Annotated in this window: 27 protein-coding genes and 2 pseudogenes; 22 read left to right on the top strand and 7 right to left on the bottom strand. The window is 70.6% G+C overall.

Annotated elements, in window-relative coordinates; all coding sequences use genetic code 11:
- Window positions 1-94: 94 nt before the first annotated feature.
- Window positions 95-1,702, bottom strand: coding sequence for a hypothetical protein (locus tag N4G66_RS28475; protein ID WP_261707096.1), 1,608 nt, complete (start codon window positions 1,700-1,702; stop codon window positions 95-97).
- A gap of 1,117 nt (window positions 1,703-2,819) precedes the next feature.
- Here N4G66_RS28475 and N4G66_RS28470 point away from each other — a divergent pair.
- A complete protein-coding gene (locus N4G66_RS28470; RefSeq protein WP_261707095.1) occupies window positions 2,820-4,070 on the top strand; it encodes an AAA family ATPase in 1,251 nt (416 codons plus the stop codon).
- Window positions 4,067-4,684 carry a DUF4276 family protein gene (locus N4G66_RS28465; RefSeq protein ID WP_261707094.1) on the top strand — a complete coding sequence of 206 codons (618 nt, stop codon included), beginning with the start codon at window positions 4,067-4,069 and terminating at the stop codon, window positions 4,682-4,684. The genes N4G66_RS28470 and N4G66_RS28465 overlap by 4 nt, the downstream gene beginning before the upstream one ends.
- A gap of 212 nt (window positions 4,685-4,896) precedes the next feature.
- On the opposite strand, the gene N4G66_RS28460 is transcribed toward N4G66_RS28465, so the two are convergent.
- Both N4G66_RS28460 and N4G66_RS45990 read right to left on the bottom strand, forming a co-directional pair.
- Window positions 4,897-5,523: a chloramphenicol phosphotransferase CPT family protein gene (locus tag N4G66_RS28460; RefSeq protein ID WP_261707093.1), complete on the bottom strand. Its 627-nt coding sequence runs from the start codon at window positions 5,521-5,523 to the stop codon at window positions 4,897-4,899.
- 259 nt (window positions 5,524-5,782) lie between these two features.
- Window positions 5,783-6,550 (bottom strand): helix-turn-helix domain-containing protein, encoded by a 768-nt coding sequence (locus tag N4G66_RS45990; protein WP_391858894.1) that lies wholly within the window; start codon window positions 6,548-6,550, stop codon window positions 5,783-5,785.
- 238 nt (window positions 6,551-6,788) lie between these two features.
- Between N4G66_RS45990 and N4G66_RS28445 the strand changes: the two genes are divergently transcribed.
- From N4G66_RS28445 to N4G66_RS28435, 3 genes are all read left to right on the top strand, one after another.
- Window positions 6,789-7,454, top strand: a complete 666-nt coding sequence (locus N4G66_RS28445) for a DUF4097 domain-containing protein (RefSeq protein ID WP_261707092.1) — start codon at window positions 6,789-6,791, stop codon at window positions 7,452-7,454.
- Between the two features lie 157 nt (window positions 7,455-7,611).
- Window positions 7,612-8,427, top strand: coding sequence for an alpha/beta fold hydrolase (locus N4G66_RS28440; protein ID WP_261707091.1), 816 nt, complete (start codon window positions 7,612-7,614; stop codon window positions 8,425-8,427).
- 321 nt (window positions 8,428-8,748) lie between these two features.
- Complete coding sequence (locus N4G66_RS28435; RefSeq protein WP_261707090.1) at window positions 8,749-9,321, top strand: hypothetical protein; 573 nt, start codon at window positions 8,749-8,751, stop codon at window positions 9,319-9,321.
- 226 nt (window positions 9,322-9,547) lie between these two features.
- On the opposite strand, the gene N4G66_RS28430 is transcribed toward N4G66_RS28435, so the two are convergent.
- On the bottom strand, window positions 9,548-9,730 hold the full coding sequence (locus N4G66_RS28430; protein WP_261707089.1) for a hypothetical protein: 183 nt from the start codon (window positions 9,728-9,730) through the stop codon (window positions 9,548-9,550).
- Window positions 9,731-9,971: 241 nt separating this feature from the next.
- Between N4G66_RS28430 and N4G66_RS28425 the strand changes: the two are divergent.
- Window positions 9,972-10,121: pseudogene (locus N4G66_RS28425) on the top strand (IS5/IS1182 family transposase); the annotation flags it as partial.
- Here N4G66_RS28425 and N4G66_RS28420 read toward each other — a convergent pair.
- Window positions 10,107-10,679, bottom strand: coding sequence for a hypothetical protein (locus tag N4G66_RS28420; RefSeq protein WP_391858893.1), 573 nt, complete (start codon window positions 10,677-10,679; stop codon window positions 10,107-10,109). The pseudogene N4G66_RS28425 and the gene N4G66_RS28420 sit on opposite strands and share 15 nt — an antisense overlap.
- Before the next feature lie 512 nt (window positions 10,680-11,191).
- On the opposite strand from N4G66_RS28420, the pseudogene N4G66_RS46235 reads away from it, so the two are divergent.
- The 10 genes and pseudogenes from N4G66_RS46235 to N4G66_RS28375 form a co-directional block, all read left to right on the top strand.
- Window positions 11,192-11,275 (top strand): annotated as a pseudogene (locus N4G66_RS46235) (IS200/IS605 family transposase); the annotation flags it as partial.
- Window positions 11,276-11,571: 296 nt separating this feature from the next.
- Entirely contained in the window at window positions 11,572-12,267 is a 696-nt protein-coding gene (locus N4G66_RS28415; protein ID WP_261707087.1) for a hypothetical protein, read from the top strand.
- Window positions 12,268-13,016: 749 nt separating this feature from the next.
- Window positions 13,017-13,685: a DUF4097 family beta strand repeat-containing protein gene (locus N4G66_RS28410; protein WP_261707086.1), complete on the top strand. Its 669-nt coding sequence runs from the start codon at window positions 13,017-13,019 to the stop codon at window positions 13,683-13,685.
- Between the two features lie 14 nt (window positions 13,686-13,699).
- Window positions 13,700-14,677 carry an ATP-binding cassette domain-containing protein gene (locus N4G66_RS28405; protein ID WP_261707085.1) on the top strand — a complete coding sequence of 326 codons (978 nt, stop codon included), beginning with the start codon at window positions 13,700-13,702 and terminating at the stop codon, window positions 14,675-14,677.
- On the top strand, window positions 14,674-15,450 hold the full coding sequence (locus tag N4G66_RS28400) for an ABC transporter permease (protein ID WP_261707084.1): 777 nt from the start codon (window positions 14,674-14,676) through the stop codon (window positions 15,448-15,450). The genes N4G66_RS28405 and N4G66_RS28400 overlap by 4 nt, the downstream gene beginning before the upstream one ends.
- Before the next feature lie 424 nt (window positions 15,451-15,874).
- Entirely contained in the window at window positions 15,875-16,390 is a 516-nt protein-coding gene (locus N4G66_RS28395; RefSeq protein WP_261707083.1) for a GNAT family N-acetyltransferase, read from the top strand.
- Window positions 16,391-16,499: 109 nt separating this feature from the next.
- Complete coding sequence (locus tag N4G66_RS28390) at window positions 16,500-17,129, top strand: uridine kinase family protein (RefSeq protein WP_261707082.1); 630 nt, start codon at window positions 16,500-16,502, stop codon at window positions 17,127-17,129.
- Complete coding sequence (locus N4G66_RS28385; protein ID WP_261707081.1) at window positions 17,126-17,467, top strand: hypothetical protein; 342 nt, start codon at window positions 17,126-17,128, stop codon at window positions 17,465-17,467. The genes N4G66_RS28390 and N4G66_RS28385 overlap by 4 nt, the downstream gene beginning before the upstream one ends.
- The gene (locus N4G66_RS28380; RefSeq protein ID WP_261707080.1) at window positions 17,464-18,519 is read left to right on the top strand and encodes a LacI family DNA-binding transcriptional regulator; all 1,056 of its coding nucleotides are present in this window, start codon (window positions 17,464-17,466) and stop codon (window positions 18,517-18,519) included. The genes N4G66_RS28385 and N4G66_RS28380 overlap by 4 nt, the downstream gene beginning before the upstream one ends.
- A 450-nt stretch (window positions 18,520-18,969) precedes the next feature.
- Window positions 18,970-19,743 carry a polysaccharide deacetylase family protein gene (locus N4G66_RS28375; protein WP_261707079.1) on the top strand — a complete coding sequence of 258 codons (774 nt, stop codon included), beginning with the start codon at window positions 18,970-18,972 and terminating at the stop codon, window positions 19,741-19,743.
- 193 nt (window positions 19,744-19,936) lie between these two features.
- Here N4G66_RS28375 and N4G66_RS28370 read toward each other — a convergent pair whose 3' ends face one another.
- Complete coding sequence (locus tag N4G66_RS28370) at window positions 19,937-20,257, bottom strand: GYD domain-containing protein (RefSeq protein ID WP_261707078.1); 321 nt, start codon at window positions 20,255-20,257, stop codon at window positions 19,937-19,939.
- 318 nt (window positions 20,258-20,575) lie between these two features.
- Between N4G66_RS28370 and N4G66_RS28365 the strand changes: the two genes are divergently transcribed.
- From N4G66_RS28365 to N4G66_RS28340, 6 genes are all read left to right on the top strand, one after another.
- Complete coding sequence (locus N4G66_RS28365; RefSeq protein ID WP_391858892.1) at window positions 20,576-21,520, top strand: aminoglycoside phosphotransferase family protein; 945 nt, start codon at window positions 20,576-20,578, stop codon at window positions 21,518-21,520.
- A 56-nt stretch (window positions 21,521-21,576) separates the two neighbouring features.
- Window positions 21,577-21,804 (top strand): hypothetical protein, encoded by a 228-nt coding sequence (locus tag N4G66_RS28360; protein ID WP_261707077.1) that lies wholly within the window; start codon window positions 21,577-21,579, stop codon window positions 21,802-21,804.
- A gap of 147 nt (window positions 21,805-21,951) precedes the next feature.
- On the top strand, window positions 21,952-22,386 hold the full coding sequence (locus N4G66_RS28355; RefSeq protein WP_261707076.1) for a VOC family protein: 435 nt from the start codon (window positions 21,952-21,954) through the stop codon (window positions 22,384-22,386).
- A 436-nt stretch (window positions 22,387-22,822) separates the two neighbouring features.
- Window positions 22,823-23,587, top strand: coding sequence for an SDR family oxidoreductase (locus N4G66_RS28350; RefSeq protein ID WP_261707075.1), 765 nt, complete (start codon window positions 22,823-22,825; stop codon window positions 23,585-23,587).
- A 420-nt stretch (window positions 23,588-24,007) separates the two neighbouring features.
- Window positions 24,008-24,460, top strand: coding sequence for an AfsA-related hotdog domain-containing protein (locus N4G66_RS28345; protein WP_261707074.1), 453 nt, complete (start codon window positions 24,008-24,010; stop codon window positions 24,458-24,460).
- A gap of 1 nt (window position 24,461) precedes the next feature.
- Window positions 24,462-25,457 carry an NAD-dependent epimerase/dehydratase family protein gene (locus tag N4G66_RS28340; protein ID WP_261707073.1) on the top strand — a complete coding sequence of 332 codons (996 nt, stop codon included), beginning with the start codon at window positions 24,462-24,464 and terminating at the stop codon, window positions 25,455-25,457.
- A 333-nt stretch (window positions 25,458-25,790) separates the two neighbouring features.
- Here the strand turns inward: N4G66_RS28340 and N4G66_RS28335 are convergent, their stop codons facing one another.
- A complete protein-coding gene (locus tag N4G66_RS28335; protein ID WP_261707072.1) occupies window positions 25,791-26,309 on the bottom strand; it encodes an adenylate kinase in 519 nt (172 codons plus the stop codon).
- Window positions 26,310-26,843 lie beyond the last annotated feature (534 nt).

The raw sequence follows: 26,843 nt of genomic DNA, 5'->3' as shown, positions 1-26,843 counted from the left end.
GTCGTTCGAACTGCGCAGGGCCGAGCCCGGAACATGCCGGCTCCCCTACGCCACTGCCTGCGCGCATGAGCACGCCTGCTTCACGGAGCCGGACTCACGCGGTTGACGGGAGTTTGAGCCCGAGGTGAAAGCGCAGCAGGCGCACCTGGTCCGGGCCGAGTGCGTCCTGGGCGTTGTCCAGGTGTCTGGTGAGCGCGTCGGCGGTAGGGCCCTGTGGCATCGCGTACATGGTGGCGGCTTCGCGGGTGAGCCAGACCGCGATGTCGCTACGGGCGCGGCCTCGCATCGAGGGTGATGGGTCGGTGACGAGTTCGAGGTCGATGAGCAGCCGGGTCCAGGTGTCCCGTTCGTGCAGCAACCGGTAGGCGGCCGTGCGGATGTGATGCGGGTTGCTCGCGGTGAGCAGTTCCCGCAGGCGCGCCAGATCGAGGCGGGACGCCCAGGGGCGCAGCGCGATGGTGACCTGCCGGGTAACCGCGCCGGACGGGTCGCTGAGCATGGCGGAGAGGGTGTCCGGGTCGGCCGCGCCCAGGCGGCGCAGCGCGCGCACGGCCGCTGCCCGGCCGCGGGGCTGCGGGTGATCGAGCCAGGAAGGGATGAGGCCGGCGTCGTCAGCGGTCCCGGTCTCACCGAGGCCGGCGATGGCTCCCGGCTCGGGGAGCGATGTCGTGACGAGGCGCCGGTACTGTTCCGCCGGGTCGGAGCCGGCGTGGCGCAGCGCGGCCTGAGCGACCGCCCGCACGGTCGGGCTGAGGTCGGCGAGCGCGGCGACGGCGGGGGTGATGTCGCCTTCTCGGGCCAGCAGCTGGACCGCCTCCGCGCGGACCACCGCGGTGCCGCTGGACAGCAGGGGACGGACGAGGCCGAAGGTTTTGGCCGCGGCCGCGGTCTTCACCGCGGCTTCGGCGCACCGGACCCGGGTCGGCAGGTCGTCGTCGTGTTCGGCGGCGTGGAGCATCTGCGCCAGGTCGAGCCGGCCGGCGCCGAGCGCGGTCAGGTGTGCGGTGCGGCGGGTGCGCCGGTCGGGGACGGCAAGGGCGGCGCTCAGCAACTCGGCCGGACCTTCCCGGAACACGGTTTCGATGCGGCCGGCCAGCCAGCGGCCTTCACGCCGTTCCCCCAGGGCCAGGGCGAGCGCCGCGACCAGCATCGCGGTGGAGGGCTCGGCGAGGCGGTGTTCGAGCGCCGGCCGGGCACGGTCACGGACCTGCGGCACCCAGTCGCAGGCCCGCAGCGCCAGCGCGGGCACCGCCAGGGTGTCGGCCAGTTCGGCCAGTTGGGCGACGGCGGCCTCACGGACATGGCCGTCGGGATGGAACGCGGCGAGCGTGAGCCCCAGCGGGGAGGACTCGCCGAGCGACAGGCGCCGCACCGCGACCGCCGACCAGCGCGGAGCCCGCCACCACACACGGCGTGCCGCCACATCGAGCATGAGCCACACACGGGGGTGCGCCCGCAGCAGGAGCTGTCCGGTTCCGGCAACCAGTCCGGGGTCACCGTCGCGGTCGGCGGCGAGCAGCAGAGCGGCCAGTTCATCGGCGCTGCGGTGATGCCGGGACTCGACGGCGGCTGTGGCGTCGCGCAGTTGCTGTGCGGTCGGCCGGACGGGCAGGCGGTCGTCGCGCAGGTGTGCCGGGACGCGGCGAACGTCGGCCCGGGCGCGATGCCGCAGCAGCAGTTTCCGTACAAGGCCGCGGGTCACGGCATGCCCCTTCCGGGTCGGCGGGCCGGCCGCTCGCGCTGCCGGGACCTGAGGATCCTCCTCGGCCCACGGGCTGCGCGAATGATTTGCGGGTGGCGGCGACGCCGGGGCTTCCGAGGGGGCCCGGTCTTCGTGGCCCGATGCCGCCGGTCGGCCGTCGCTGCTTCGACGCGCTCGCGGGACGGCCGCGCTCAGACGGCCGGCGGGGGCCCAGGCCACGGCGATGACGTCGCCGTGCGGACAGCCCGCCCTGCGCCAGGTCGCGGGATTCACGCAGCGCCTGGACTCTGCCGAGTGCGGCCCGCCCGCGCCCGCACAGCCGTATAAGCCCGCGCCTCAGCAGGCTTCACGGCAGGCGGAGCCCGCCGGACGCCAGAGCGGGCGGCGGGCGGCGTCAAGGTCGTACCCGTCAGCCGCCGGGTACAGGCGACATCGACGGCCCATCGGCCCACCTCCCTCCCTCACCTGCGCCATGGCCGGACGGAGTCACCAGACCATCCGGTCACCAGGCCATCGATTCAACAACCGTGCCGCAGAACTGAGTTGGCGTACGTCCTTTCTCGCTGTCGGCCGGTATGGCAGGTATCGCGCGGAACCGGTACTGCCCGGCACGCGATCCGCCGAGGCCGCAGCCGCCACCGCGCCTCCAGCGGTCGCAACGGACGCCATCGCACCCGACTGCCACGATTCCAATTCGCCGGGAAGCCGCCGCACTCGAAGGCGGGGCCTGCCATGAACCTCGCACCCAGTTCTGATCCCGCCCCCAGCCGCTGACGGCGGTTGCGCCGGAGTGGGCCGCCGACCTGGGTACTGTGGCGGTCTGTTCGATGAGCTGGCCACCCTGCGCCCGCGGGCTGTTGCTGGACACAGTGACGTGCCCGCGGCGGGGGACAGGCGAGCGGGCGAGGCTGGATGACGTAGGGAGAACGGAGATTTCGGTGAGCAGCGCGTACGCGGAGCCGGTGAGTCCCGCACGGTCGGCCGCCGGCGTGCGGAACGGCGACGAAGTCCGGCCGCACCTGCGTCAGGTGATGCTGTCCGCCGCAGTCTGCCCGCCGTTCGGCGCAGCCGCAGGGCGGGCCGCTGTCCTTGGCGCTCTCACCCTGTACGGCACGTCATGACGTCCGCCCGCGACGGGGCACCCCCGTTCCTCACCCGTGTACAGATCCAGAACTACCGCTCCATCGCCGCCTGCGACGTACGTCTTGGCCCGCTGACGGTCCTGGCCGGCCCCAACGCGGCAGGAAAGTCGAACTTCCTCGACGCGATCCGCTACATCCACGACGCCTTGGGCTCATCGCCGGGCCAGGCCCTGGAGTCACGGGGCGGCCTGCAGGAGGTTCTTCACCGGGGCCGTTCAGGTCAGGCGGACTCCTTCCGTATCCGCCTGGAGATCCGGCTGCGGCCGGAGCGGACGCATTTGCCACACATGCTCAAGGCCGCCTACACAGTGGAAGTGGGTACCCACCCGCAGGGGGGCCACTCGCCCGTGGTGCGGCGCGAAGAGCTGGAGGAGATCGACGGCCACAGTTACGCCGACGGGTCCGGCCCCCGACTGGTGTGGCAGCCCGAGGAGGCCGCGCTCGAGCCGGTGTTGTTGCCTCGGGAGGCGCGGGACGAGCTCGTCCTGCCTCGCACCACGCGGAGCAACCGGGAGACCCGGGCGCTGTACCGGTACCTGCGGCGCATGCGTTTTTACGAACTGCTCACTCCGGTGCTGCGCGCCGTTGACGACACGCCCGGCAGCCGAGGGGTCCAGCCGCTCGGCGAGCGCGGCGAGTCTCTGGCGCGCGTGCTCCATGCCTTGGCCCGTGAGTATCCCTGGGCCAAGGAGACCATCGACGGCTACCTCGCCACCATGATCGACAATGCTGTCGGGCTGGACGGGGTGGAGGTGCCCGAAGCGGATCTGGCCCTGGTCGTCGGCCGCTTCCGCGGCGAAGACGGACAGATCGTGAAGGTCGACCGCCGGTCACTGTCCGAGGGGACGCTGCGCCTCGCCGCGGTCCTCGCTGCGCTCTTCCAGCCCGAGGCCCTCACCGGCGACATCCCCTTCGTCGGGATCGAGGAGCCCGAAATCTCTTTGCACCCCCCGATGCTCGGCGCACTGTACGACGCCCTGGTAGCCGCCGCGGACAACACCCAGGTCGTGGTGACCACGCAAAGCGCCGACCTGTTGGACAACGCGGCCGCCGACCCGGAGCATCTGCTGGTCGTCCGCGACGACGGCACCGGCAGCGTGATCGGCCCGATCGATCAGGCCGGGCGACGGCTCCTGGGCGAGGGCGTGCTGACCCTGCCCGAACTCCTGCGCAGTGGAGAGCTGCGCCCTGTGCTGCCGCAACCAGGGGCGGGGGAGGACCGGTGAGCACTTCCTACCCTGTGATCGCGCCGATCGTGGAAGGACACGGCGAAGAGCGAGCCTTGCACGGGTTGCTCCAGCGGCTCGTCCCGCATCTCCTGCCCGGCGCCTACGCCGACATCCAGCGCCCGCACCGTATCCCCCGGGACCGGATGCTCAAGCGTGACCCGCTCGCAACCGCCCTCACCGTCGTCACCGCACGCACCCCCACCCCCACGGGCGTCGTGGCCCTGCTCGACGCGGACGACGACTGCCCGGTGGAGCTGGCACAGCGACTCCGCGGCCACGCACGGACCAGCCACGCGCATGTGCCGTTTGTGGCGGTCGTCGCCGTCAGGGAGTTCGAGGCGTGGTTCCTGGCTGGCGCAGCCGGCCTCGCGGGACGCGCCGGCCTGCCCGCCGACCTGGCACCCCCGTCTGCCCCCGAGACGATCCGCGGTGCCAAGGAGTGGATTTCCCGGCACATGCCACGCGGCGCGACGTACCAGGAGACCGCTCACCAGCCGTCCTTCGCCACGTGTTTCGACCTCGACGCGGCCCGTTCCGGCGCGCCGTCGTTCGACAAGTTCTGCCGCGACGTCCTCTTCCTGCTGACCGGACAGCCGCACCCGCGGTCGTGACCGCCGGGCGGCCGCCGGCGCGCCCCGAACGCTCCCGCCGGGCTGGGACCGACTACCCGGGGCGGCCTGCGAGGGTGCGTTTCCTGGCAGATCCTCTGTGCCTGGGGCTCGCACAGCGCACGGTGCACAGCGCTCACTGTGTCCCGATGTCAGTGGCGCCACACAGCAGTCGGCCATCCGGCAGCCGATTTCCGCAGGCCGCCGAGGGCGGATCATTTGGGCTGGCGCAGTGTCCGGCGGAGCGTGTCGAAGGCGGTGGGGCGCGGCCGGTCCGACAGGAAGTCACGGATGTGCTGGGCGCAGTCCTCCGCAGAGCTGAGGCTGGTGTCGACGTCCAGGTCATGCAGCCCGTGGGAGTGGACCTGGCTGTACTGCAGGGCGGCCAGTCCGGGCTGTCGGTCGCCGCGTTCGAGTTCGCGGCGCTCCAGCTCGGGCAGCGGGCAGCGGACCCCGACCAGGACGGTGTCTTCGGGGACGAGCAGGTCGAGGAGGTCCAGCAGTCGCCAGCGGCGGCTGAGCGGGTGGTCGACGACGAGGTTGTTGCCGCCTGCGGCCATGCCGGCGACGGCGCGGTGGAATCCCTTGGCCGTGCGGTCGATCTCGGCCTGGAGGTCCTCGTCGGACATCTCGCGCCCGCCGCGCCCGCCGCGCATGGCGTGGAAGGCGTCCACCGGCATGTGGAACCACGTTCCGTCGAGGAGGTCGAGCAGTGCCCGGGCGATGCTGGTCTTGCCGGAGCTGGATGTGCCGTTGAGCAGGATGACCGTGCCCCCGGACGCGGTGCCGGGGATACGCGCGTGAGCCGGGTCCGCGGTTTGCGCAGCCGTCCCGGGTGCCATGTGTGTCGTCCTTTCCGTCCGCAGCGGCGGCCTTGAGCCGGGTGTGCTGCCGTTGGGTGTACTGCTGTCGGGTGTGCTGCCGTCCTGATCGGCGGAGGCACATGAAGCTGGGGAGCGTGCGGCGGTACGTCCCCGTCCTTCGGCATCCCTTCGCCGGGGCGGTCGCCGGGGGACCGGCACCGCCCGTGTCCGGCGGCAGCGGGCGGTGCGGGGGCGCGGGCCCGCCCGCGGTCACCGGCCGGGCGGGGGCTTCGGCGACTCAGACGGCCGGCTGTCCGTGGTCCGGACCCGGCTGGGCGGCGTCGTTCGAGGCCGGTCCGGGTCTGGTGTGGAGGACCTCGCGGGCCTGTTCGGCGGCGCGGGTGATGCTCTCGCTGATGAAGTCGAGGAAGCGGGCGATGTTCTCCAGGCGGGTGGCGGCGGGGGTGTCACGGCCGAGGACGGCGACGCCCTGCCGTGCGGTCTTGACGAGTTCGTCGTTGGCCCGGGCGCTGGCGATCGTGGCCTGGTAGAAGAGTTCGTCGTCGACGACGTAGCGGTCGCGGCGGCCCTCGTCGCGTTCTCGGCGGACAAGGCTCTGGCTCTCCAGGAACGTGATGGCCTTGGAGATGGACGCCGGGCTGACCTGGAGACGCTGGGCGAGCTGGGACGCGGTGAGGCTGCCCGCGTCGGCGGTGAACAGGCAGGTCAGCACCCGGGCCGTCATCTTGGGCAGGCCCGAGGCCATGAGGACGGTGGTGAACGTCTCCTCGTACTCGGCCACGGCCTCGGCGTCGCGTCCGTGCGGCTGGGGGGCCGACTCCGGCCCCCGGGAGGGGGCGGCCTTGCGCCGGTGGGCGCGGCGTTCGGTGGCGCGGTGGGCCAGGTCGGCGCGGTAGGCGGTGGGGCCGCCGTTGCGCATCACCTCACGCGTGATCGTCGAGGTCGGACGGTCGAGGCTTCGGGCGATCTCGGCGTAGGGGAGGCTGTCGGCCAGTCCCAGCGCGATCTGCTGGCGTTCCTGCTGGGTGAGTCTGCCTCCCGGCATCGCGGTCTCCTCGGTGATCCCTCGCGGCGGTCCCTGACCCCCTCACTATAGCGTTCACTCCTCATCCATTGCAATGATCGGAGTGCCGGTTGTTGCGTTACCCCTAAGGCCGTTGCAACAATTTATAGGCTTTCACCTGCATGGATGCTAATTCTGCGCAACGACTACGTTGCCTGGCAATGGAAAGCAACGTAGCGTTTCCAATGTCAGAAACAACGAGCGAGCGCAGGAGAAGACCATGCAGAAGTTCGACACCCCCACCCCGATCTCCGCCGTCCTGGACATCCCCGCCGGACGCATCCAGTTCATCGCCGCGGACCGCACCGACACCACCGTCGAGGTCCTGCCCGCCAACCCCTCCAAGAGCCGCGACACCAGGACCGCCGAGCAGACCACCGTCACCTACGCCGACGGCGTCCTGCGGATCACGGCCCCGGACCCCGGCAACCAGCTCTTCGGCTCCTCCGGATCCCTGGAGGTCACCGTCCAGCTGCCCGCCGGCTCCCGCGTCGAGGCCAGGGCCGCCAGCGCCGAACTCCGCGGCGTCGGACGCCTCGGCGACGTCGCCTTCGACGGCGCGTACCGCCAGATCAAGATCGACGAGGCCGCGAGCGTCCGCCTCACCGCGACCGACGGCGACGTCGAGGTCGGCCGGCTGGGCGGCCCCGCGGAGATCAGCACCGAAAGGGGCGACATCCGCATCACCGAGGCCGTACGCGGCACGGTCGTGCTCCGCACCCGCTCCGGCGACATTTCCATCGCCGCCGCCCCCGGCGTCTCGGCCTCCCTGGACGCCGGCACCGACCATGGCCGCGTCAGCAACGCACTCAAGAACGACGGCACCGCCGACCTCGACATCCGCGCCACCACCTCCCGCGGCGACATCACCGCCCGCAGCCTCTGAAAGCACCAACCAGGACTGCCGACCGGGCCCACCACGACCGAGAACCCGCCGGTCGCCGCCAAGGGCCCGGCCGTCCGCCCTCAGGGGAGCATGCGACCCACCGGCAGGACCTGGAGAAGCCGTCCAGGACACCCAACGCGCGACCAGGAGAAGCCACATGAAGAAGAACAGCACTCCCGCGACCGGCACGACATGGACCGGCATGGTGCCGGTCGACGACACGGCCCTGGCCGTCACCGACACCGGCGGTCCCGGCATCCCCGTCGTCTACCTCAACGGCCAGTTCGCCACCCAGGGGTACTGGCGGCGGGTCATCGCCGAACTCGGTCCGGGATGGCGGCACATCACCTACGACGAACGGGCCCGCGGCAAATCGAAGCGCTCGGCGGACTACTCCTTCGAAGCGGCCGTCCGGGACGTCGATGCCGTCCTCGCGGCCAGGGGAGTGGACCGGGCCCTGGTGGCGGGCTGGTCCTACGGGGCCTTCGTCGCGGCACACTGGGCCGGCCGCAACCCCGAACGCGCCCTGGGCGCGGTCCTGGTCGAGGGCGCGCAGCCGTACGACTGGCTGGACGAGGCCATGGAGAAGCGGATCCGGAAACTGTTCCGGCGGATGGGCTGGTTCCTGCCGCTGCTGCGCCCGACGGGCCTGACCCCGCGGATGAACGCCGAACAGATGGCGAACACCAACATCGAACTCGGCAGGCTCGCCCGCGAGAGCGAGCTGGGCCCCGTGCTGGACGGCATCACCGTCCCGGCGCGGTACGTGGTCGCCTCGGGGGCGTCCCTCGGAAGCAAGGGCGACGAGCAGGAACGGATCCGCGCCGGCCTCGACGCGGTGACCGCCCGCAACCCGAACATCCGCATCAGCGCAAAGGTCGCCAGCAACCACGACGCGATCCTGAAGAAGGACTTCGCGGCCATCGCCGAGGCCGTCCGCGAGGTCGCCGCCCACGACCGCGGTGAGCAGTGAGCGGTGAGAGGCGAGCGCTGAAGGCACGACCGGCGCCCCGGCCCGCCGGCGCACCCGATGCGCCGGCGGGCCGGGCGGTGCCGTGTAGCGTTCACCCTCCATTCATTGCAATGAACGGAGGGCGGGCTGTTGCGTTAGACTTAAGACCATTGCAACGATTTCTCCCACCCCTGCCTGCGGTTACGGCGATTGAGCGCAATAAATCTGTTGCCGAATCCATGAATGCAACGTAGCGTTTCCGTTGTAAGAAACAATGAGTGCAGGCCTCGCAGGGTCGAGAGGCGCACGTTCCGCGAAGCGAGCAGTCAAAGGGGTGGGGTCATGGAAACAGCACAGAGCCGGCAGCAGACGGCACCCGGCGCATGCACCGCCTTCGCCCGCTTCGTGCTCTGCGGCGGCGGAGTGGGACTCGCCTCCAGCTTCGCCGTGGCGGCCCTCGCCTCCTGGATTCCCTGGGGCCTGGCCAACGCCCTGATCACCGTGGTCTCCACGCTCCTCGCCACCGAACTGCACGCCCGCTTCACCTTCGGTGCGGGCGGACGCGCGACCTGGAGCCAACACGCCCAGTCGGCCGGGTCCGCGGCAGCCACGTATGTGGTGACCTGTGCGGCGATGCTCGTCCTGCAGCAACTGGTGGCGGCACCCGGTGCGGTACTTGAGCAGGTGGTCTACCTGTCCGCCTCCGCACTCGCCGGTGTCGCGCGGTTCGCGGTCCTGCGCCTGGTCGTCTTCGCGCGCAACCACGCGCAGGACGCGGCCCCCGCCCGCACCGCCCCTCCCGTACCCGTACCGGTACCCGTGACCGCGGCCCGCACCACGGCACCGGCTCGCACCGCGACCTTGGCCCGCACCACGGCACCCGCCGGCCCGGCGGCACTCTGCCGCGCCGCCTGACCGCTTCACCGCAGGGGCCATCGGGCGCAAAGGGCACCGGTGCACCCAACTGCCAGGCCCTGCAACCCATTTCGCACCTAGCCCCTCATGGATGGCGCGAGCCGCAGGCGGCGCGGCGGCATCTTGGGGCGGGGGAGTTGACGGAAGCCGCCCATGCGGTAGCACGTTTTTCCGTGCTGACCCGGGCTGCCCCCGGCGCGGGTGGCGCCCGCGCCGGGGGTGGCGGCTACAGGCCGGCGGTGGCGTTGCTGATGACGCTCTGGACGCCCACGATCGCGTTCCCCGCCGTGGCAGTGACCGCGGCGACGGTCGTGTCGACGGTGCCGCCCCCGGGGGCGGCGGAGGCGGGCGCCGCGAGGACGCCGAGGAGGGCAGCGGTTCCCAGGATGACGGCAGCGGTGCGACGCATGGTGAAGTGCCTTTCGAAGAAGGGGGGTGTGCTCGACTCGACAACTGGAGCGAGTCATTCCCTCCCAGCAGCCCGAGCCTCTCGGGGTGAAGCTGAAGTTCACCTGCACGACGGCGATCAACGGCATCGCCGCGCCCCTCACCGAGAAGCAACTGAGGGCTGTCCGGGGGGGCTTCTGGGGTGACGGCCGTGCAGCAGGACGCGACGGCGACCGCGTCGTCCGTGACGGGTCCGCCTCGGCGACAAAACGATCTGCAAGCGCAGAAACGAAGTTGAACGGACGATCAATGCGCTCAAGGGCTCCCGGGCCGTGGCGACCAGGTACGACAAGAGAGCGTACGTCTTCCACGGCACCGTCACCCTCGCCGCGATGCGGCTATGGCTCCGATGAGGACCTGCCGGACAGCTCCCGGCTGTCCTGACGGCCGTAGCGCTCCCTATCCCGCGCCACCCCTTCGGCACTCACCGATGACTGGATGGTGTACACATCTCCGATACGATCGCCGCCGCGCCGACGCTGTCGCCATTCTTCGTGAGCCCGGAACACCATGACGGACACCTGTGAAGCAGGCTGCCAGTGCCGTGTGAAGGTCGGAGCATTCACGTCCGGGGCGTCTTCCAGGGGTACACCCTGCTTCCCCAGCAGCCGCTCCAGTTTGTCGAACCGGAGGTGGCGGTCGAAGCGCCCGTACCGGTCGCGAATTGCCCTGTTGACGATGCTGCCGCCCCAGTACGACAGCCGATGCACCTGCAAGGTGAAGTGGTGCCCCTCCCAAGGATGGTCCGGTGTTTCCCGAATCCAGAAGAACTCAACCATTCCGTAGTCGCGCCACATGCTGTGGTCGTCAAGGGAGTTCTCGGCGAAATCAGAACCCAGCATCGCGGTCACCCGGTCGGGACTATCCGTCGGATTGGCACCGAGCACCGTTCCGGAGGCGATCACGTCCATGTAGAACGCAAGGGAATGCGGAGTCAACTGGTCTTCCTTGACGGGGCGCCGGGTATCAGAAGCGACGGCCTCAGCGTATGCGACCGGGGGCGCCACGAAGATCCGCCGGACAGGCCCTAGGCAAACCAACGAGCGCTGTGCCTGTGACGTCCGGGCTCGATCTCGATGTCCGGCACCAGCCCTGTTCGGAGCAGATTCAGCTGACGTCGTGTCATCTGACGAGCGCGCCGCTCCTCGACGCAGGCGAGAGCAGCCACCGACCCTCCTCGGGTGTCACTGCGGGCGAAGAAGTACACGGCAACGGACCGCTGTACCTCTTGCGGCAATGGGCGCCGTCCCTCCAGCGCAGCTGAACGCAAGCGCTCCGAGCTGTAGCGAAGGTCGCGCACCAGGACTGCCCGCCACGGACTCCAGGGACGCGAAGCCGCCTGCCCGGAGCGGGCAGCGTCGCGGCGCATGTGATGGGCACTTCTGGCCATGTCCCCACTCCTACCGCAGCCCTCCACCGCGCCGCGTCGTATTTCGCCGGCTCCTGCGGCGGCGCGCCACTGAGCATCGTCAAGGAGTACATCGAGAGCCAGAAACGGCCGGCCTGACCCCCCAGACGCAGCGAACTCCGGCGCTTCGCGCCTGCGGGCCAAGGATCGCATTCCCGCCCGGCCCGAAGGCCGGGATTCCCTGCGAAGATCAAGGGATGGCCGGGGCGCGGACGAGGCCGGTGCCGGTGCCGGTGAAGCATCCGCCGAGTGCGCCGCCGCGACAGTGGAGTTGACGCAGTCCCTGCTGGACTCCGGGGGTGTCCTGCCGCGATGGGCGGGACCTCGCCCGTGCCACTGCGACGGGGCGCAACCTTCCCTGCCTGTCCCGAGTCGAACCTCCCGGGGAGGCGACGATGGACAGGACATCGGAAGCCGGGCGACGAGCGTGGAGGCTGGCGGCCTTGGCGCTGCTCCTCTTCCTCGGCGGAGCTGCCGTGCTGGCGGTGCCGTATCGCCACAGCCTTTCCACTGTGCGTGCCTACGAAGCCGCCCCGGAAACCCGGGGGATCCCTGCCGTGGTCAGGGAACTGGAGAACTCCACCGGTCGTAGCAGTTCCTACTGGGTGAAGGTCGCGGGTCCGCCGTCGGTAGCCGGCCGGATCGACCTCGACGACTCCGGGCCGGTGCTGTCGAGGCTGCGCAAGGGCGACCGCATCGGAGTGGTCGTCTGGCACGGCCGCCGCACTGACATCACCTTCCATGGGCGCGTTCAGGAGACGGAGGAGGCGCCGACGACCAATCCGGGTCTCGCCCTGGGCGCCGGCCTGACCATGCTGATCGGCGGAGTGCTCGCGCTGTACGCCGCCGACCGGCTGCGCCGCAGGATGCACGAGCCGGCCCGGTGCGGCGACGCAGATGAATTCCCGCTCACCTGCAAGATGATCGCCGGAGCCGGCGCGGTCACCGTCCTCTCCGGCCTCGCGACTGCCACCGAACACGAGAGCGGCCCGATCGCATTCGTCGTCACCTGGATCGCCTTTGCCCTCATCGTCCTCGCCGTGTGGAGGCTGGAGCGCTGGCGCGACCGACGGTCCGACCGATGGCGGTAGCGCACGTCGATTTCCGGGGCTGCTCGAAGACGTCCGCTCAGCACCGGATGTTCACCGGCTGAGGCCGCTGGAGGCCGACATGCCGGGGCCGTTGGACGCCGGAGCCGTCGGACAGCGTCACGGCCGGGACGGGACGAGTTGCGGCGCTGACGCCCAGAGCCGTCACCGTCGCCGCCCGGCCTCAGCAAGGGTATGCGTCGGACCGGCGGACCGGTCGTGCCGGTCGCTGCTCGCCGGAGCGGGCGCGGCCACCGCCTGCGTCGTACGTCCCTGCCCTGAAGTGCGCCTGACCGGGCGGAAGTTGGAGCGACTGGGTGTTCGGCGGCTCGGTGAGCGAGGGTGGCCGGCAGACGTGGGGCCGCTGTTGTGCATGGCCTTGCGTGTGATGGCCGAGGCCCGTGTGGTTCAGGCGTTTGGCGGTGTCGGTGCAGGGGATGCTTCGGCCGGTCACAGTGTGATCCGCCGGCGTTCCCGCTGCTGGGCGAGTCCTCCGCCCGGCGTCACGGTCTTGTCCTGCGGTCTGTGATGTCTCCACCCGCTATAGCGTTCACTTCCAATCCATTGCAACGAATCCTGTGGGGGATGTTGCATTAAGCATGGAACCATTGCAACAAATTTCGAGCAACTACCTGCGAAGATGGCGGTTTGACGCAACAGCTCTGTTGCTGGATCCGTGAATGCAACGTAGCGTTTCTGTCATCGGAAACAGCGGGCCGACAGGGCGCGCAATGCCGGAGAAGGAGAGCACGATGCAGAAGTTCGACACCCCCGCCCCCGTCTCGGCCGTCCTCGACATCCCCGCCGGACGCATCCAGTTCATCGCCGCCGACCGCACCGACACCACCGTCGAGATCCTGCCCGCCAATCCCTCCAAGAGCCGCGACGTGAAGGCGGCCGAACAGATCAAGATCGCCTACGCCGACGGCGTCCTGCGCATCGACGCCCCGGAGGCCAGGAACCGGATCCTCGGCCCCTCCGGCTCCGTCGAGGTGACCGTCCAACTGCCCGCCGGCTCACGCATCGAAGCGAAGGCCGCCGCCGCCGAACTCCGCGGCGTGGGACGCCTCGGCGACGTCGCCTTCGACGGCGCCCACCGCTCGGTCAAGCTCGACGAGGCCGACACCGTCCGCCTCACCGGCCTCGACGCCGACATCACGGTCGTCCGCCTGAACGGCCCCGCCGAGATCAGCACCCAAAAGGGCAGCATCCACATCACCGAGGCCACGCGCGGCACCCTCACGCTGGGCACCCAGATGGGCGACATCACCGTCGGCGCCGCCCACGGAGTCTCCGCCGCCCTGGACGCCGGCACCACCTACGGCCGGATCAGCAACACGCTCAAGAACACCGACCCCGCCCCCGGCCTGACCATCCACGCGACCACCGCCCACGGCGACATCACCGCCCGCAGCCTCTAAAGGAGCACCCCCCCATGACCAACTCGGCCATCGCGGCGCACGGGTTGCGCAAGTCCTACGGAGACAAGGTCGTCCTCGACGGCATCGACCTGACCGTCCCCGCGGGAACGGTCTTCTCCCTGCTCGGCCCGAACGGCGCCGGCAAGACCACCGCCGTCAAGATCCTCTCCACCCTCATCTCCCCGGACCCCGGCTCCGGCCAGATCCACGTCGGCGGCCACGACCTGGCCACCGAGGCGCAGGCCGCACGAGCCGCGATCGGCGTCACCGGCCAGTTCTCCGCCGTCGACGGCCTGATCACCGGCGAGGAGAACATGCTCCTCATGGCCGACCTGCACCACCTCACCAAGCCCGAGGGACAGCGCGTCACCGCCGAACTCCTGGAGCGCTTCGACCTCACCGAGGCCGCCAAGAAGCCCGCCTCCACCTACTCCGGCGGCATGAAGCGCCGCCTCGACATCGCCATGACCCTCGTCGGCAGCCCGCGCATCATCTTCCTCGACGAACCCACCACCGGCCTGGACCCCCGCTCCCGCCACAACATGTGGCAGATCATCCGCGAACTCGTCACCGGCGGCACCACGGTCTTCCTCACCACCCAGTACCTGGAGGAGGCCGACGAACTCGCCGACCGCATCGCCGTCCTCAACAACGGCAAGATCGCCGCCGAGGGCACCGCGGAAGAACTGAAGCGCCTCATCCCCGGCGGACACATCCGCCTCCGCTTCACCGACCCGGCCGCCTACCAGGCGGCCGCCGCCTCACTGAACGACGCATCCCGCGACGACGAAGCCCTCGCCCTGCAACTCCCCAGCGACGGCAGCCAGCGCGAACTGCGCGCCATCCTCGACCGGCTGGACACCGCCGGCATCGAAGCCGACGAACTCACCGTGCACACCCCCGACCTCGACGACGTCTTCTTCGCCCTGACCGGCAACGCCGTACCCAACCAGCCGAGCCGGCCCAACCAGCCCAAGGAGGCCCTGCGATGAGCTCCTTCTCCCTCGCCGTACGCGACTCGTCCACCATGCTGCGCCGCAACCTCCTGCACGCCCGCCGCTACCCCTCACTCACCCTGAACCTGCTGCTCACCCCCGTGATGCTCCTGCTGCTGTTCGTCTACATCTTCGGCAACACCATGAGCGGCGGCGAGGGCCGCTCCGCCTACATCGCCTACATCGTCCCCGGCATCCTGCTGATGACCATCGGCTCCACCGTCGTCGGCACCGCCGTCTCCGTCGCCACCGACATGAACGAGGGCATCATCGCCCGCTTCCGCACGATGGCCATCCACCGCGGCTCCGTCCTGTTCGGACACGTCGTCGGCAGCGTGCTGCAGGCCATCATCAGCGTCGTCCTCGTCGGCGCCGTCGGCGTCGCCATGGGCTTCCGCTCCACGGACGCCACGGTGGTGGAATGGCTGGCGGCGTTCGGACTGCTCGCACTCTTCGCCCTGGCCTTCACCTGGATCGCGGTCGGCATGGGCATGGGCAGCCCCAACGCCGAGGCGGCCAGCAACAACGCCATGCCGCTGATCCTCCTGCCCCTCATCTCCAGCGCCTTCGTCCCCCTGCACTCCATGCCCGGCTGGTTCCAGCCGATCGCCGAGTACCAGCCCTTCACCCCCGCCATCGAAACCCTGCGCGGACTCCTCCTGGGCACCGAGATCGGCAACAACTGGTGGATCGCCCTCGCCTGGTGCCTGGGCCTGAGCCTCCTCGGCTACCGCTGGTCGAAGGCCCAGTTCGACCGCGACCCCGCCTAGGCCACGGTTCGGCAGTAGCCCGGTCCCCTTGCTTCGCGTCGTGATGATCTCGGCGTGGGGCGAGGGGATCTTCCTGACGAGCAGCGGTCCATCGGCATCGACCAGGCACCGCAGGTCCCCTCCGCCCTGATCGACGGGACAGGTCCCAGCCGTCATGACAACGCGACCCCGCCCGCAAACCCGTCCCACCCCGGGGCGGCGTATCCCGGCCCCCCGTCGGAGCACGCCGTCCTGCCGGCCTTCTCCACCGCCTGCCGGGCGAAGAACTCCACCCGGCGCCTCGCTCCGGGTCCCGACGGCGCCCGCGGCGCCCCGGTACCCGGGTATCCCGCTATCCGCGTCCTGAGGACGCGAGCGGCGCGCTGTGGTTCGGCAGAGCCAAATCCCTTTGCACCCGCGCCACTTCGGCACCCAGACTGTCCCGGTGCTGATCCGACGCGAAACGCCCGCCGACATTCCAGCCGTACGCGCCCTCACCACAGCAGCGTTCACCAAACCGGGAACCCCGGTCCCCGCCGAGACCGCACTGCTGGACGAACTGCGCGACTGCGAGGGCTGGCTGCCACAGCTGTCACTCGTGGCGGTGAACGAGCGGGACGAGGCGGTCGGGCACGTGATCTGCACCCGGGGGCACATCGACACCGCCCCGGTCCTGGGACTCGGCCCGCTCAGCGTGCACCCCGACCACCAGCGCCGCGGCGTCGGACTGGCACTCGTCCACACCGCACTGGGCGCGGCGGACGCACTCGGTGAACCCCTCGTCGCACTGCTCGGCAGCCCCGCGTACTACGGCCGTTACGGCTTCCGCCCCAGCACGCACTACGGCATCACCGCACCGGACCCCGACTACGGCGACTACTTCCAGGTACGCACCCTCTCCGCGTACGAGCCGACCCTGCGCGGCACCTTCGCCTACGCCGCACCCTTCAACCACCTCTGACCCGCAGGCCGGCACTGGCAGACTCGCGGCACCATCCGGACCCACCGGACCGAAACCCGTCGCGAAGGCCGCCCGGCCCCGGCGCGCGACCGATCACGATGGGATGACCATGCAGACGCGGAAAGCCTGCGACCTGGACGAGATCGCGGCAGAGATCCGCGCCCGCGGCGACCGCACCGGCCGCCGGATCCTGGTCGGCGTCGACGGTCCAGGGGCCTCCGGCAAAAGCACCCTCGCCGCGCTGCTCGCCGAGCGCCTGCCCGGCGCGGCCGTCATCCACGTCGACGACTTCTACCGCCCCAGCGACGACGAACGCCCCGACGGCTTCGGCGCGGACTTCGACCTGGAACGGCTGGAACGCCAGGTGCTGCGCCCGGCCTTCGCCGACGGAACCGTCCGCTACCAGCGCTACGACTGGGACAGCGACCGGCTCGCCGAGTGGCACGACATCCCCGCCCACATCCCCCTCGTCATCGAGGGCGTCTACAGCACCCGGGCCGGCGTGAGGGACCTGTACACCTACCGCGTCTACTGCCACACCCCCCGTGAACTGCGGCTCAGCCGCGGTCTCGAGCGCGACGGCGCCGAAGCCGAGAGCCAGTGGGTCGACGGGTGGATGCCCGCGGAGGACCGCTACACGGAGGCAGAACGCCCGTACCACCACGCCGATCTGGTCCTGGACGGCACGGGCACCCCGAGCGCCGACGGCCCGGTCTTCCACCGCGCGGTGCTCTCATGACGAGCCCGGCGCCCCACCGGCCCCCGACGCCGGTCGCCGAGCGCGCCGCCCCCGCTCTGGCAACTCTCCCGGACCCGGCCGCACGGATCAGCGCCCCGATGCGGCGACGCACCAACCGACTGCGCACCGACCGACTGCGCACACGGACACAGGACCTGCTGACGGCCGCGGCCCGGCCGGCTCCCGGTGGCCCGCTCGACGAGGCTCTGCGGCAGTTGCGGCAGAAGGCCGGCGTGGACTTCGTGTTCCCGGCCGGTTGCGAGGACGGCTATCAGGTCCAACAGGCGGCGCAGCAGGTCCCCCATGACCTGCTGCGGATGATCGGAGAGAGCGGTTGAACGCACGCCCCCAGGGACACCGCCCCACGCTGGAGGACGTGGCCCGGCAGTCCGGGGCGTCACGCTCCACCGTGTCCCGCGTGATCAACGGCTCGCCGCGGGTGAGCCCAGCCGTCGTCGAACGGGTCCGCAGCGCGGTGGCCGAGCTCGGCTTCGTGCCCAACCAGGCCGCCCGAAGCCTGGTCACCCGCCGCAACAACGCGATCGCCGTCGTGGTCACCGAACCCCAGAACCGGCTCTTCGTCGACCCGTTCTTCGACCGGCACCTGCGCGGCATCCGTCGGGAACTCGTCCAACAGGGCGCGCAGCTGGTGCTCCTGCTCATCGAAGAGCCGGACGACTACCCGCGGGTGGGCAACTTCCTGGGCGGCCGCCATGTGGACGGCGCACTGCTCTTCTCACTGCGCGTGGACGACCCGCTTCCGGAGACGGTCGACCGGATGGGCCTGCCCGCCGTCTTCGGGGGACGGCCACTGCCCGGCCCGCAACACCATGGGCACAGGTACACGTACGTCGACGCCGACAACCGCGGCGGCGCCGCGGAAGCTGTCCGCCACCTGCTCGCCCAGGGACGCGCGCACATCGCGACCATCACCGGCCCACTCAACCAGGCAGCCGCGATCGACCGGCTCGACGGATACCGGGACGTACTGCCGGACGGCCCGCCCCACCTGATCGCCGAGGGCGACTTCACCGTGCAGGGCGGAGCGGACGCGATGAGACAGCTGCTGGACCGCAGCCCCGGCCTGGACGCGGTCTTCGCGGCATCGGACCTGATGGCCCGCGGAGCGCTGCGCACCCTGAAGGAACACGGGCGCAGCGTGCCCGACGACGTCGCGGTCATCGGTTTCGACGACCTGCCGCCCCTGGAGGAGACGGGCGAACCGCTGCTGACGACGGTTCACCAGGACATCGAGGGGATGGGCCGCCTGATGGCGCGCCTGCTGTTCCAACGGATACAGGCCACAGACGACGCGTCCGGCACCCGAACCGGCCACCGTCCTCACCCGGTCATCACCCCCACCCACCTGGTCCTGCGGGAAACCGCCTGAGCAACCGCTGTCCCTCCGCGCCCGAGGACCGCGTTCTCGCCGGCCGGGCCCGGCCCGTCGGCCCGCCCGACGGGCCCGTGGCAACGGCCGCCTGCCGTGCGGACGTTGCCACGCAGCAGGCGGGCACGGTTGTCGACGTACGTGTCGTCGCGGACGGGGCCGGCAACGTCCGCCCCCGACGACGATCGCGGCATGTTCCGACCTCAACTCCGTAGCCGCCGAGGGACGTTACTCCGACGGGCCACCGCAGTGGGCACCGCTGACCGGAAGGCGGGAGCGGGCCAATCTGCCCGGCCCGGGTCCGGCCGTGCCCGCCGAGTTGTCCGTGAACTCCACCGGAATTGTTCGTGATCGGTAACGGACGCATCCCGAGGCCGCCGCCCCTCGTCCTGCCATGTGGTCGCAAGACGACCAAGAACCGGCGAGGAACTGCGCGAAAGCGGGGCGGACATGGCACGGCACGGCGGCGGGCGGGGCTGGTACGGCAAGGTGGTCGGGGCAGCCCTCGGGGTGACGGTGCTGTCCGTCGGCGCCTCGGTGTGGACCGCGCAGGCCGGTGCCGTGAGCGGCGCGTCGCCCCGGGCGGCCGCGTCGGCCACGCCGGGCAGCGACGTCAAAGCGGTGGCGGTGACCATCGCGCACGCCTCGGACAAGGGGGCGCACGGCGTCAACATCACCATCGACGACGGCCCCGACCCCGTGTGGACCCCTCAAGTGCTCGACGTACTGCGGGAGTACGGGGTGAAGGCCACCTTCTGCATGGTGGGGACGCAGGCGCAGGCCCACCCGGACCTCGTGAAGAAGGTGGTCGCCGCCGGGCACCGGCTGTGCGACCACTCGGTGTCGCACGACACCACCATGGACACCAAGTCCCAGGCATACCAGTCGCAGCAGATACTCGACGCCCAACGCATGATCACCGAGGCGTCCGGGGGCGTCCGGCCGATGTACTACCGGGCGCCCGGCGGGGCCTTCACCCCCTACAGCCGCAAACTGGCCGCCTCCCGGGGCATGCGCCCGCTGGGCTGGAACGTGGACTCCAAGGACTTCGAGCGGCCGGGCACGGACGCCGTCGTCGCCACCGTCGAACGGGAACTGCCCAACGGGCCCACCCTCCTGTTCCACGACGCGGGCGGCGACCGCTCCCAGACCGTCGAGGCCCTGCGCCGGATCCTCCCCTGGCTCAAGGAACAGGGCTACTCGTTCGGCTTCCCGGTGCGCTGAGCCCCGGCCCCGGTCGGGCAAGGGATCTTCGGGCCCGGCCGGCCGCCATGACGGCGGTCGCCTCCCGCGGCGCGCTCCTCGCCGCCGGAGTTCCTTTCCCGCAGCGGCGAGGAGCCGGCCGTCGTGGGTCCGGATCCACTTGAGGAGGTCGCCCGCGCGATGACCAACGTGAACCCGCAGGTCTCTTTGTCCGCTACGCGCCAGGGGCGCGGAAGGGGACCTGCCGGCGGGCGGCCTCGTCGATCTCGTCGAGGGTGAGGAGCGGGGTGGCCCGGGTGCGAAGGGCGCCGCCAGCCTTGACGGTGAGGCTGACGGCGGCCATGGAGACCGGGTCGGGGAAGTCGATGATCAGGACGATGTCGTCCTCACCGAAGGCGAAGTACATCGCCTCGACCGTGCCGCCGAGACCGGTGACGACCTGCTCGACGGCGGCACGGCGGCCACTCGCGCCCTCCTCGAGCAGCCCCTTGGCGCCTTCAGGCGTGTAGCTCGCCTGGATGAGGAACTTCGGCATCGGAACGCTCCCTGCCCATCGCTTGTCGGGTCTGCAAGGGCCTTCCCGCAGGCTCGCCGACTGCCACTCATCACCTGGCCGGATTCACCCGGACAGCGGCGGCCCGCCGGTCACCGGCCGGCCACCGTGCCGGGAGCCCCGCCACCGGGAAACGGACGCAGCCGGCGCGCTGCCCCGACGCCGACGCCGACGCCGATCACGGGCACCCACCTGCCCGTGGTGAAGGACGTCGGGAGAAATGGGCGCGGCCGCGGCCGTGTTCCGCCGAGGACGGTCAGGCACGCTGGAATCCCAGCACCGTTGCCATTCGGGAGCGTCGTGGCCTTCAGCCGGTCTCAGCCCCAGGTCCACGTGCCGGCGGCCCTGGCCGCCGCGCGGAACGGCGATGCCTGGCAATCCTGGACCGCTGCCCTGCCGGCTCTGGCCGAGGAGTACGTGGACCGCTGGAGTCTGCGACTGGACGGGCCGCCCGCGCACGGGGCTGTCGCACTCGTACTGCCGGTGCTCCAGCCCGACGGCTCGCCCGCCGTACTCAAGCTCCAGCCCGTCGATGAGGAAACGCAGGGCGAGCCGCTCGCCCTGCGCGTCTGGGGCACCCGCCACGCGGTCGGACTGCTGAACAGCGACCCGGACTCCGGGGCCATGCTCCTGGAACGCCTTGATGCCACCCGGTCCCTTGAGACCGTCCCCGACGGCACCGCGGCTCTGAGGCACCTTTCCGAACTGCTGGCACACCTGGCCGCCGCTCCGGCCCCCGCCGGCCTGCGGCAACTGGCCGACATCGCCCGGGCCATGCTCGACCGGGTTCCCCCGTACTCCCGCTTGCTGGCGGACCCCTCCGAGCGACGGCTGCTGGCTGCGTGCGCGGCAGCGATGAGGGAACTGCTGGACGAGCCCGGCGACCGGCTTCTGCACTGGGATCTGCACTACGGCAACGTTCTCGCCCCGCTGCCGTCCGCGCAGGTCCCCGGACGGGCTCCCTGGCTCGCCATCGATCCCAAGCCCCTTGCCGGCGACCCCGGTTTCGAACTGCTGCCCGCACTGCGGAACCGGTGGGACGACGCCACCAGCGCCTCGGACGTCCCCCGAGCCGTACGCCGTCGCTTCCACCTCATGACGGAAGTCGTCGGCCTGGACCGCGAGCGGGCCGCCGGATGGACACTCGGCCGCGTCCTGCAGAACTGCCTCTGGGACATCGAGGACGGCGCGATCACCCTCCAGCCCGAGCAGACAGCCATCGCCCGAGCGCTGCTCGGCTCCTGACCATTCCGGCCCCGGGCCCCAGGACCAGCCGAGGCAGCAGAGGTACGTTGCCTGGCATGAAGTCGGACATTGTGGAGATCGAGCGGTGGAAGAGGCCCGTGCCGCAGGGCGACGACACCCTGTGCAGCGCGCACGGGAAAACGTCGTGCTCTCGGGACCTTGTGGCCGACGTGTATCTCAAGGACGACGGGAGTCCCCGGATCCACTGGACGGTGTGTCGGCGCTGGCTGGACAACGAGCCGAAGGTGGCGGAGCACGACACACGGAACAACTCACGCTCATGACCGGCCGCGGACTCCGCGCTCCGGCTCGCTGAAGCGGGTCACAGCCAACTCGACGGCAGCCAACACGACTTCCGTGCACCGACGCTGCTCCGCGAGGCGATGACATCCCAGGTCTCGGCGGACAGCACGCGCCACTATGGTGGACCGATGGCGTCGATCAAGCAGTTCCAGGTCACTTTTGACTGCGCAGCACCTGAGCGCGTCGCTCGTTTCTGGTGCGAGGTGCTGGGGTACGTCGTACCGCCGCCGCCGGAGGGGTTTGCCACGTGGGGCGATTTCGATCGCTCGCTGCCGCCTGAGCGTCAGGGTTCGGCGTTCGCCTGCGTTGATCCCTCAGGTGTTGGCGCGCGACTGTTCTTCCAGCGCGTTCCCGAAGGCAAGGTCGTCAAGAATCGGGTTCATCTCGACGTGCGGGTCGGCACCGGGCTCGTGGGTGAGGAGCGCCTGGCCGCACTCGAGGCCGAGTGCGCACGACTGATCGAACTCGGCGCGGAACGCGTGCGACTGCTGCGTGCCGATGGAGTCAACGAGTCGTGCCTCGTGATGCAGGACATCGAGGGCAACGAGTTCTGCCTCGACTGAGGGACCGCGAACGTGTCCTCGTTCTGTCTTTCATGGGCCAAGAAGGCGATGGGCCAGGACCAAGAACCGCCCCGGCCTGGCAGGGCGCTGTGACGCAGATAGCCGGATGCTCATCGGCACGCCATCGCGCGTATGAGCCGGCGGGACGCCGTTCAGGCCGAACCGGCGCCGGTGGTGCCGATGCGTCCGCGCTTAAGCTGATCACCGCGGCGCGGCCGCGGCCGTGTCCGGGGTCGAGGTTCCGGCAGGGATGGGTGTTCCGGCGGGGGAGAGCGAGAACTGGCTCAACCGTCCGTGGCGGCTCACACTCCCGCTCCCGGTACCCGCGGGTGAGGCCGACCGGATCCGAACGGCTGCGGACGCGGGCTGCCCGTGACGCACGGCACGGCTGACACAGCACCAACGGCGCTCCAGTTGATCTCAAGAGGGAGACAGCGTGGGTTCGTTGACGGGAAGGACGGCACTGGTCACCGGTGCCGGCAGGGGGATAGGACGGGGCATCGCGACGCGACTGGCGCGGGAAGGCGCCCTGGTCGCGGTGCACTTCTCCCGTGACCGGGCAGCGGCCGAGGAAACGCTGGAGGAGATCAGGTCCCAAGGCGCGCGCGCCTTTGGCATCCGGGCGCGATTCGGGGTTCCCGGTGAGGTGGAATCGCTCTACGAGCAGTTCGACGCGGGGGTGGCCGGACACGGCGCGGAACCGTCGCTGGACATCCTCGTCAACAACGCGGGAGTCAGCGGATCCGCCCGGATCGACGAGGTGACGCCCGAGCTCTTCGACCGGCTCTTCGCCGTGAACACCAAGTCGCTGCTGTTCGTCGTGCAGCACGGACTGAAGCGGATGCGTGAAGGCGGCCGCATCATCAACATCTCGTCCGCGGTGACCCGGATCGCCTACCCGGAGTCGATCGTGTACTCGATGAGCAAAGGAGCCGTGGACACCTTCACCCTCGCGCTGGCGAAGGACCTCGGGGAACGGGGAATCACGGTGAACGCCGTGGCACCGGGTTTCGTCGAGACCGACATGAACCGCGGCAAGCGAGCCACCCCGGAGGCAGCGGCCCTGATGGCTTCGCTGTCGGTCTTCGACCGGATCGGACAACCGTCGGACGTGGCCGACGTCGTCGCGTTCCTCGCGTCGGACGCCGCACGCTGGGTCACCGGCCAGCGCATCGACGCGTCGGGAGGCTCCCATCTTTGAATCCACCCCCAGCTGAAGCAGGGGGACTCCTGGCTCACGCTGCCTGCGGGTCAGCGACCCAACAGGTCTTCCGCGATCAACACCAGCCGGGTGGCGACGGGCACGATCCCGGGCCGCGGAAAGGGCGACGCCCGCTCAGGAGCGAGGGGACATCAGGCCCGAGGCGAACCTCGGCGACGTGGCCATGGGCATAGTCCGGGCGTTCGCGAGTGTCCAGATCACCTGGTGCGGGTGGCGTCCTCCGCTCTTTCGGTGCCCACCATGACCGAGGCATGTGCCAAGCCTGCTCTCCAGGTTCAAAAAAACCAGTCGGCCAGTATTCTCAACTGGTCCCGCCGCACATCCAAGGGCGTTCCAGCCCGGTGTCTGTCCTGCTCAGATTGCGCTCACCCGCACATCACGCATGCCAGGAGGTCCAGGATGTCCGCGCTTCGTCGAACCGGCAGGCCGAATTCCCAGGAGTTCGAGAACCGGATCCCCGAGCTCTTCGAGCAGAGCGTTCCACGCGGCCCGGTGCACCGCGCGGTGGTGCCGGAGTTCCTGCTCGCCGGGTGGCTGTCCGACGAAGACCCCCATCGCCTCGGGGCCCGGCGGTCGTGCGGGCGCAGCCGCTACGGATCCGTGCACAACCGCTGGCGCGATCCCATGCTGTTAGCCGAGCCGACACGCCAGACGCGGCTGCTGCTCGCGCACGAGACCCTGCGGATTCTGACCGGACACCACTTCCTCACCGAGTCCACCCCGTGCCGTGCCCCGGTGTACGACCCCGAGCGCGAGGCCGCGGACCAGTACTCCCTGACCGTAGGCCTCCACCGGCCCGGCACGGCAGCGGGAACCTGCCGGGTCCTGGTACTCGCGGACGCGGACGGCTGAGATGGGCATGGAGACGGTCCTCGTCGTCGGCGGTACCGGATTCATCGGTACCGCGGTGGTGCGCCAACTGCGGTCACGCGGTCGTGGGTCCGCCCGTCCGCAGATCCGCGTCCTGTCCTCCCGCACCCCGCCCGAGACGGATCCCGCCGACGACGTGCGCTACGTACGCGCCGACCTGACCCAACCCGAGACACTGGACGGCGTGTGCACCGGCGTTACGACCCTGCTGCACACCGCCTCCTACGTCGGGCGCGATCCGGTCCGCTGCGAGGCCGTCAACCATCTCGGCACCCTGGCCCTGCTGGCAGAGGCACACCGGGCCGGAGTCGACCGCATCGTCTACGTCAGCACCACGTCCGTGTACGGTCCCGGGCCCCACCGCGGGGTGCGCGAGCTGCAGCAGGCCCCGGCCCCGGCATCCCCCGCGAGCGCGTCACGCCTGCGCGCCGAGCGTGCGGTCCTGGACGCGGGCGGCCTGGTTCTGCGGCCCCATCTGGTCTACGGGCGGGGGGATGTGTGGGTCGTCCCCACACTCGCCGGACTGCTCGCGCGGGTACCCGGATGGCCCGCGGGGGCGATGCCGCGCTCATCGATGGTCAGCGTGGACGATCTGGCGCGCTGCGCCGTGTCCCTGGCATGCGGAGCGAAGGCGCCGACGGGCCCCGACGTCTACCACGTGGCCGACCCGGAGCCGGTGCCGATGGACCGCCTGCTGTCGGCCATGCACCGCGTGCTGGGCCTGCCGCTGCCGCAGTACGGCGAGCCCGCGTACGCGCACCGTGCCCGGACCGCGCGCGCCATGCCCGGACTCACGGACCACCAGTACGCCTTGCTCACCCGGGACCACTGGTACGACTGCGACCGTGTCTGGGCGCGCACCGGTGAGCATCCCGGACCGGGCTTCGAGCAGCGGTTCGCCGAGTACCGGTCCTGGTACCTGCGGCACCTGACGGGAACCGGCCGTTCCTCGCCTGCGGGTCCGATCACAGGGCGGTGAGGGCGCGCGGAGTCCGCGCCGCAGACGGTGCCGCGCTCCCGCCCGCGGCACGAAGAACGGCCCCGGTACGCTGCGGCGGCCCGGCACCGCTTTCGCCGCTCGGACGGGGCGAACTCGGCGAGCAGGGCCGACACCTTCTCCTGCCCGAGCGGCTGGTTCCCCTTCACCCTGCCGTTGCCGCAGCCCGACATCGACACGGCGATCCCACCGCCCGCCTCGCCGACAGCCTGAACCGTGCCGGTCGCAGTGGTCGCAGTGGTCGGGTCCGTAGGGCGTGGTGCAGCCGGCGCTGGAGGACGGGGGAGCGCGGGGCGGAGCCCGCGCGTGATCCGGTCAGAGGGACGCCACCCAGGCCGCGGTCTCGTCGGGGTGCCCGAAGCGGAGCGTGTCGAGCGGGGCGAAAGCGGGGTCGAGGGTGCGGCGCTCGACTTCGTCGTGCCGGGGCCCGTGTTGCGACCAGGACCACCAGACCGGGTGGTCCCGGCGCAGCCATTCTCTCCAGGTCTCCCGGTTGCCGCCGAAGACGACCTCGCGCGTGACGGTACGCCGGATGGACCGGCGCAGGATTCGGGGCATGACGACGTGCCGGGAGTAGTCCAGCCAGATCACGGTGTCGGCCCGGGTCCACAGCAGATCACGGACCTCCGGGTAGCCGAGCGAGTCGACGATCCAGCGAGGCCCGGCAGCGAGCCCCGACACGTCCTCGGTCAGCTGGTCGTTGACGGCCCAGCCGGGCCCGTTGAAGTACAGCGCGTCCATCTCGTGGTACGGCAGGCAAAGGCGGCTGCTCACGGCGCGGGCGAGAGTGGACTTGCCCGCGCCGGTGACGCCCACCACCAAGATCCGTTCCATCCGCGCGCCCTATCCATGAGGTCGGCAACCGGCTGTTCCCGCCCTGGGCACCACACCGTGCGGTGGTTTGCCTACATGTTTGTGGCCGGCCGAACCATGTCGTGCCGGAAACTGTCCTGTGACGGCGTCCGGCACAAACCGCGAGTGCGGGTGCTGATAGAAGCCCTGCACCCGTGTCACTGTGTATCAGAACGGGATATTGTGCCGCCTTTCTTCGACGGCGCTCACTGAGGGCAGTGAGCCAGAAGATGACGCCGATGACGGCTGCGACCGGCAGGATGCCGACCGGGTCACCAGTGGCTGTCGCTTCGATCAGGTAGAAGATCGCGGCCACGGCGACGCCGGAGCGAACGGGCCAGCGCGCGGCCCAGCGCCTGGTGTAAGTACGCGGATCCTTGGACACGCGTCGTTCTCCTGTCTGGGTTGCTCATGCGGTGAGCGATTGGAAGCGCGGTCACATGTGGGTGTAGTGGGCAAGAGCATGGCCTGACCGTGCCGCGCGGTGGCGGCGCGGTTCTACGAAGCGGGGGCGGT

It is taken from the genome of Streptomyces rhizosphaerihabitans, from assembly GCF_025399795.1.
Classification (GTDB): domain Bacteria; phylum Actinomycetota; class Actinomycetes; order Streptomycetales; family Streptomycetaceae; genus Streptomyces; species Streptomyces rhizosphaerihabitans.
This window is presented reverse-complemented; position numbering and strand designations above follow the sequence as displayed.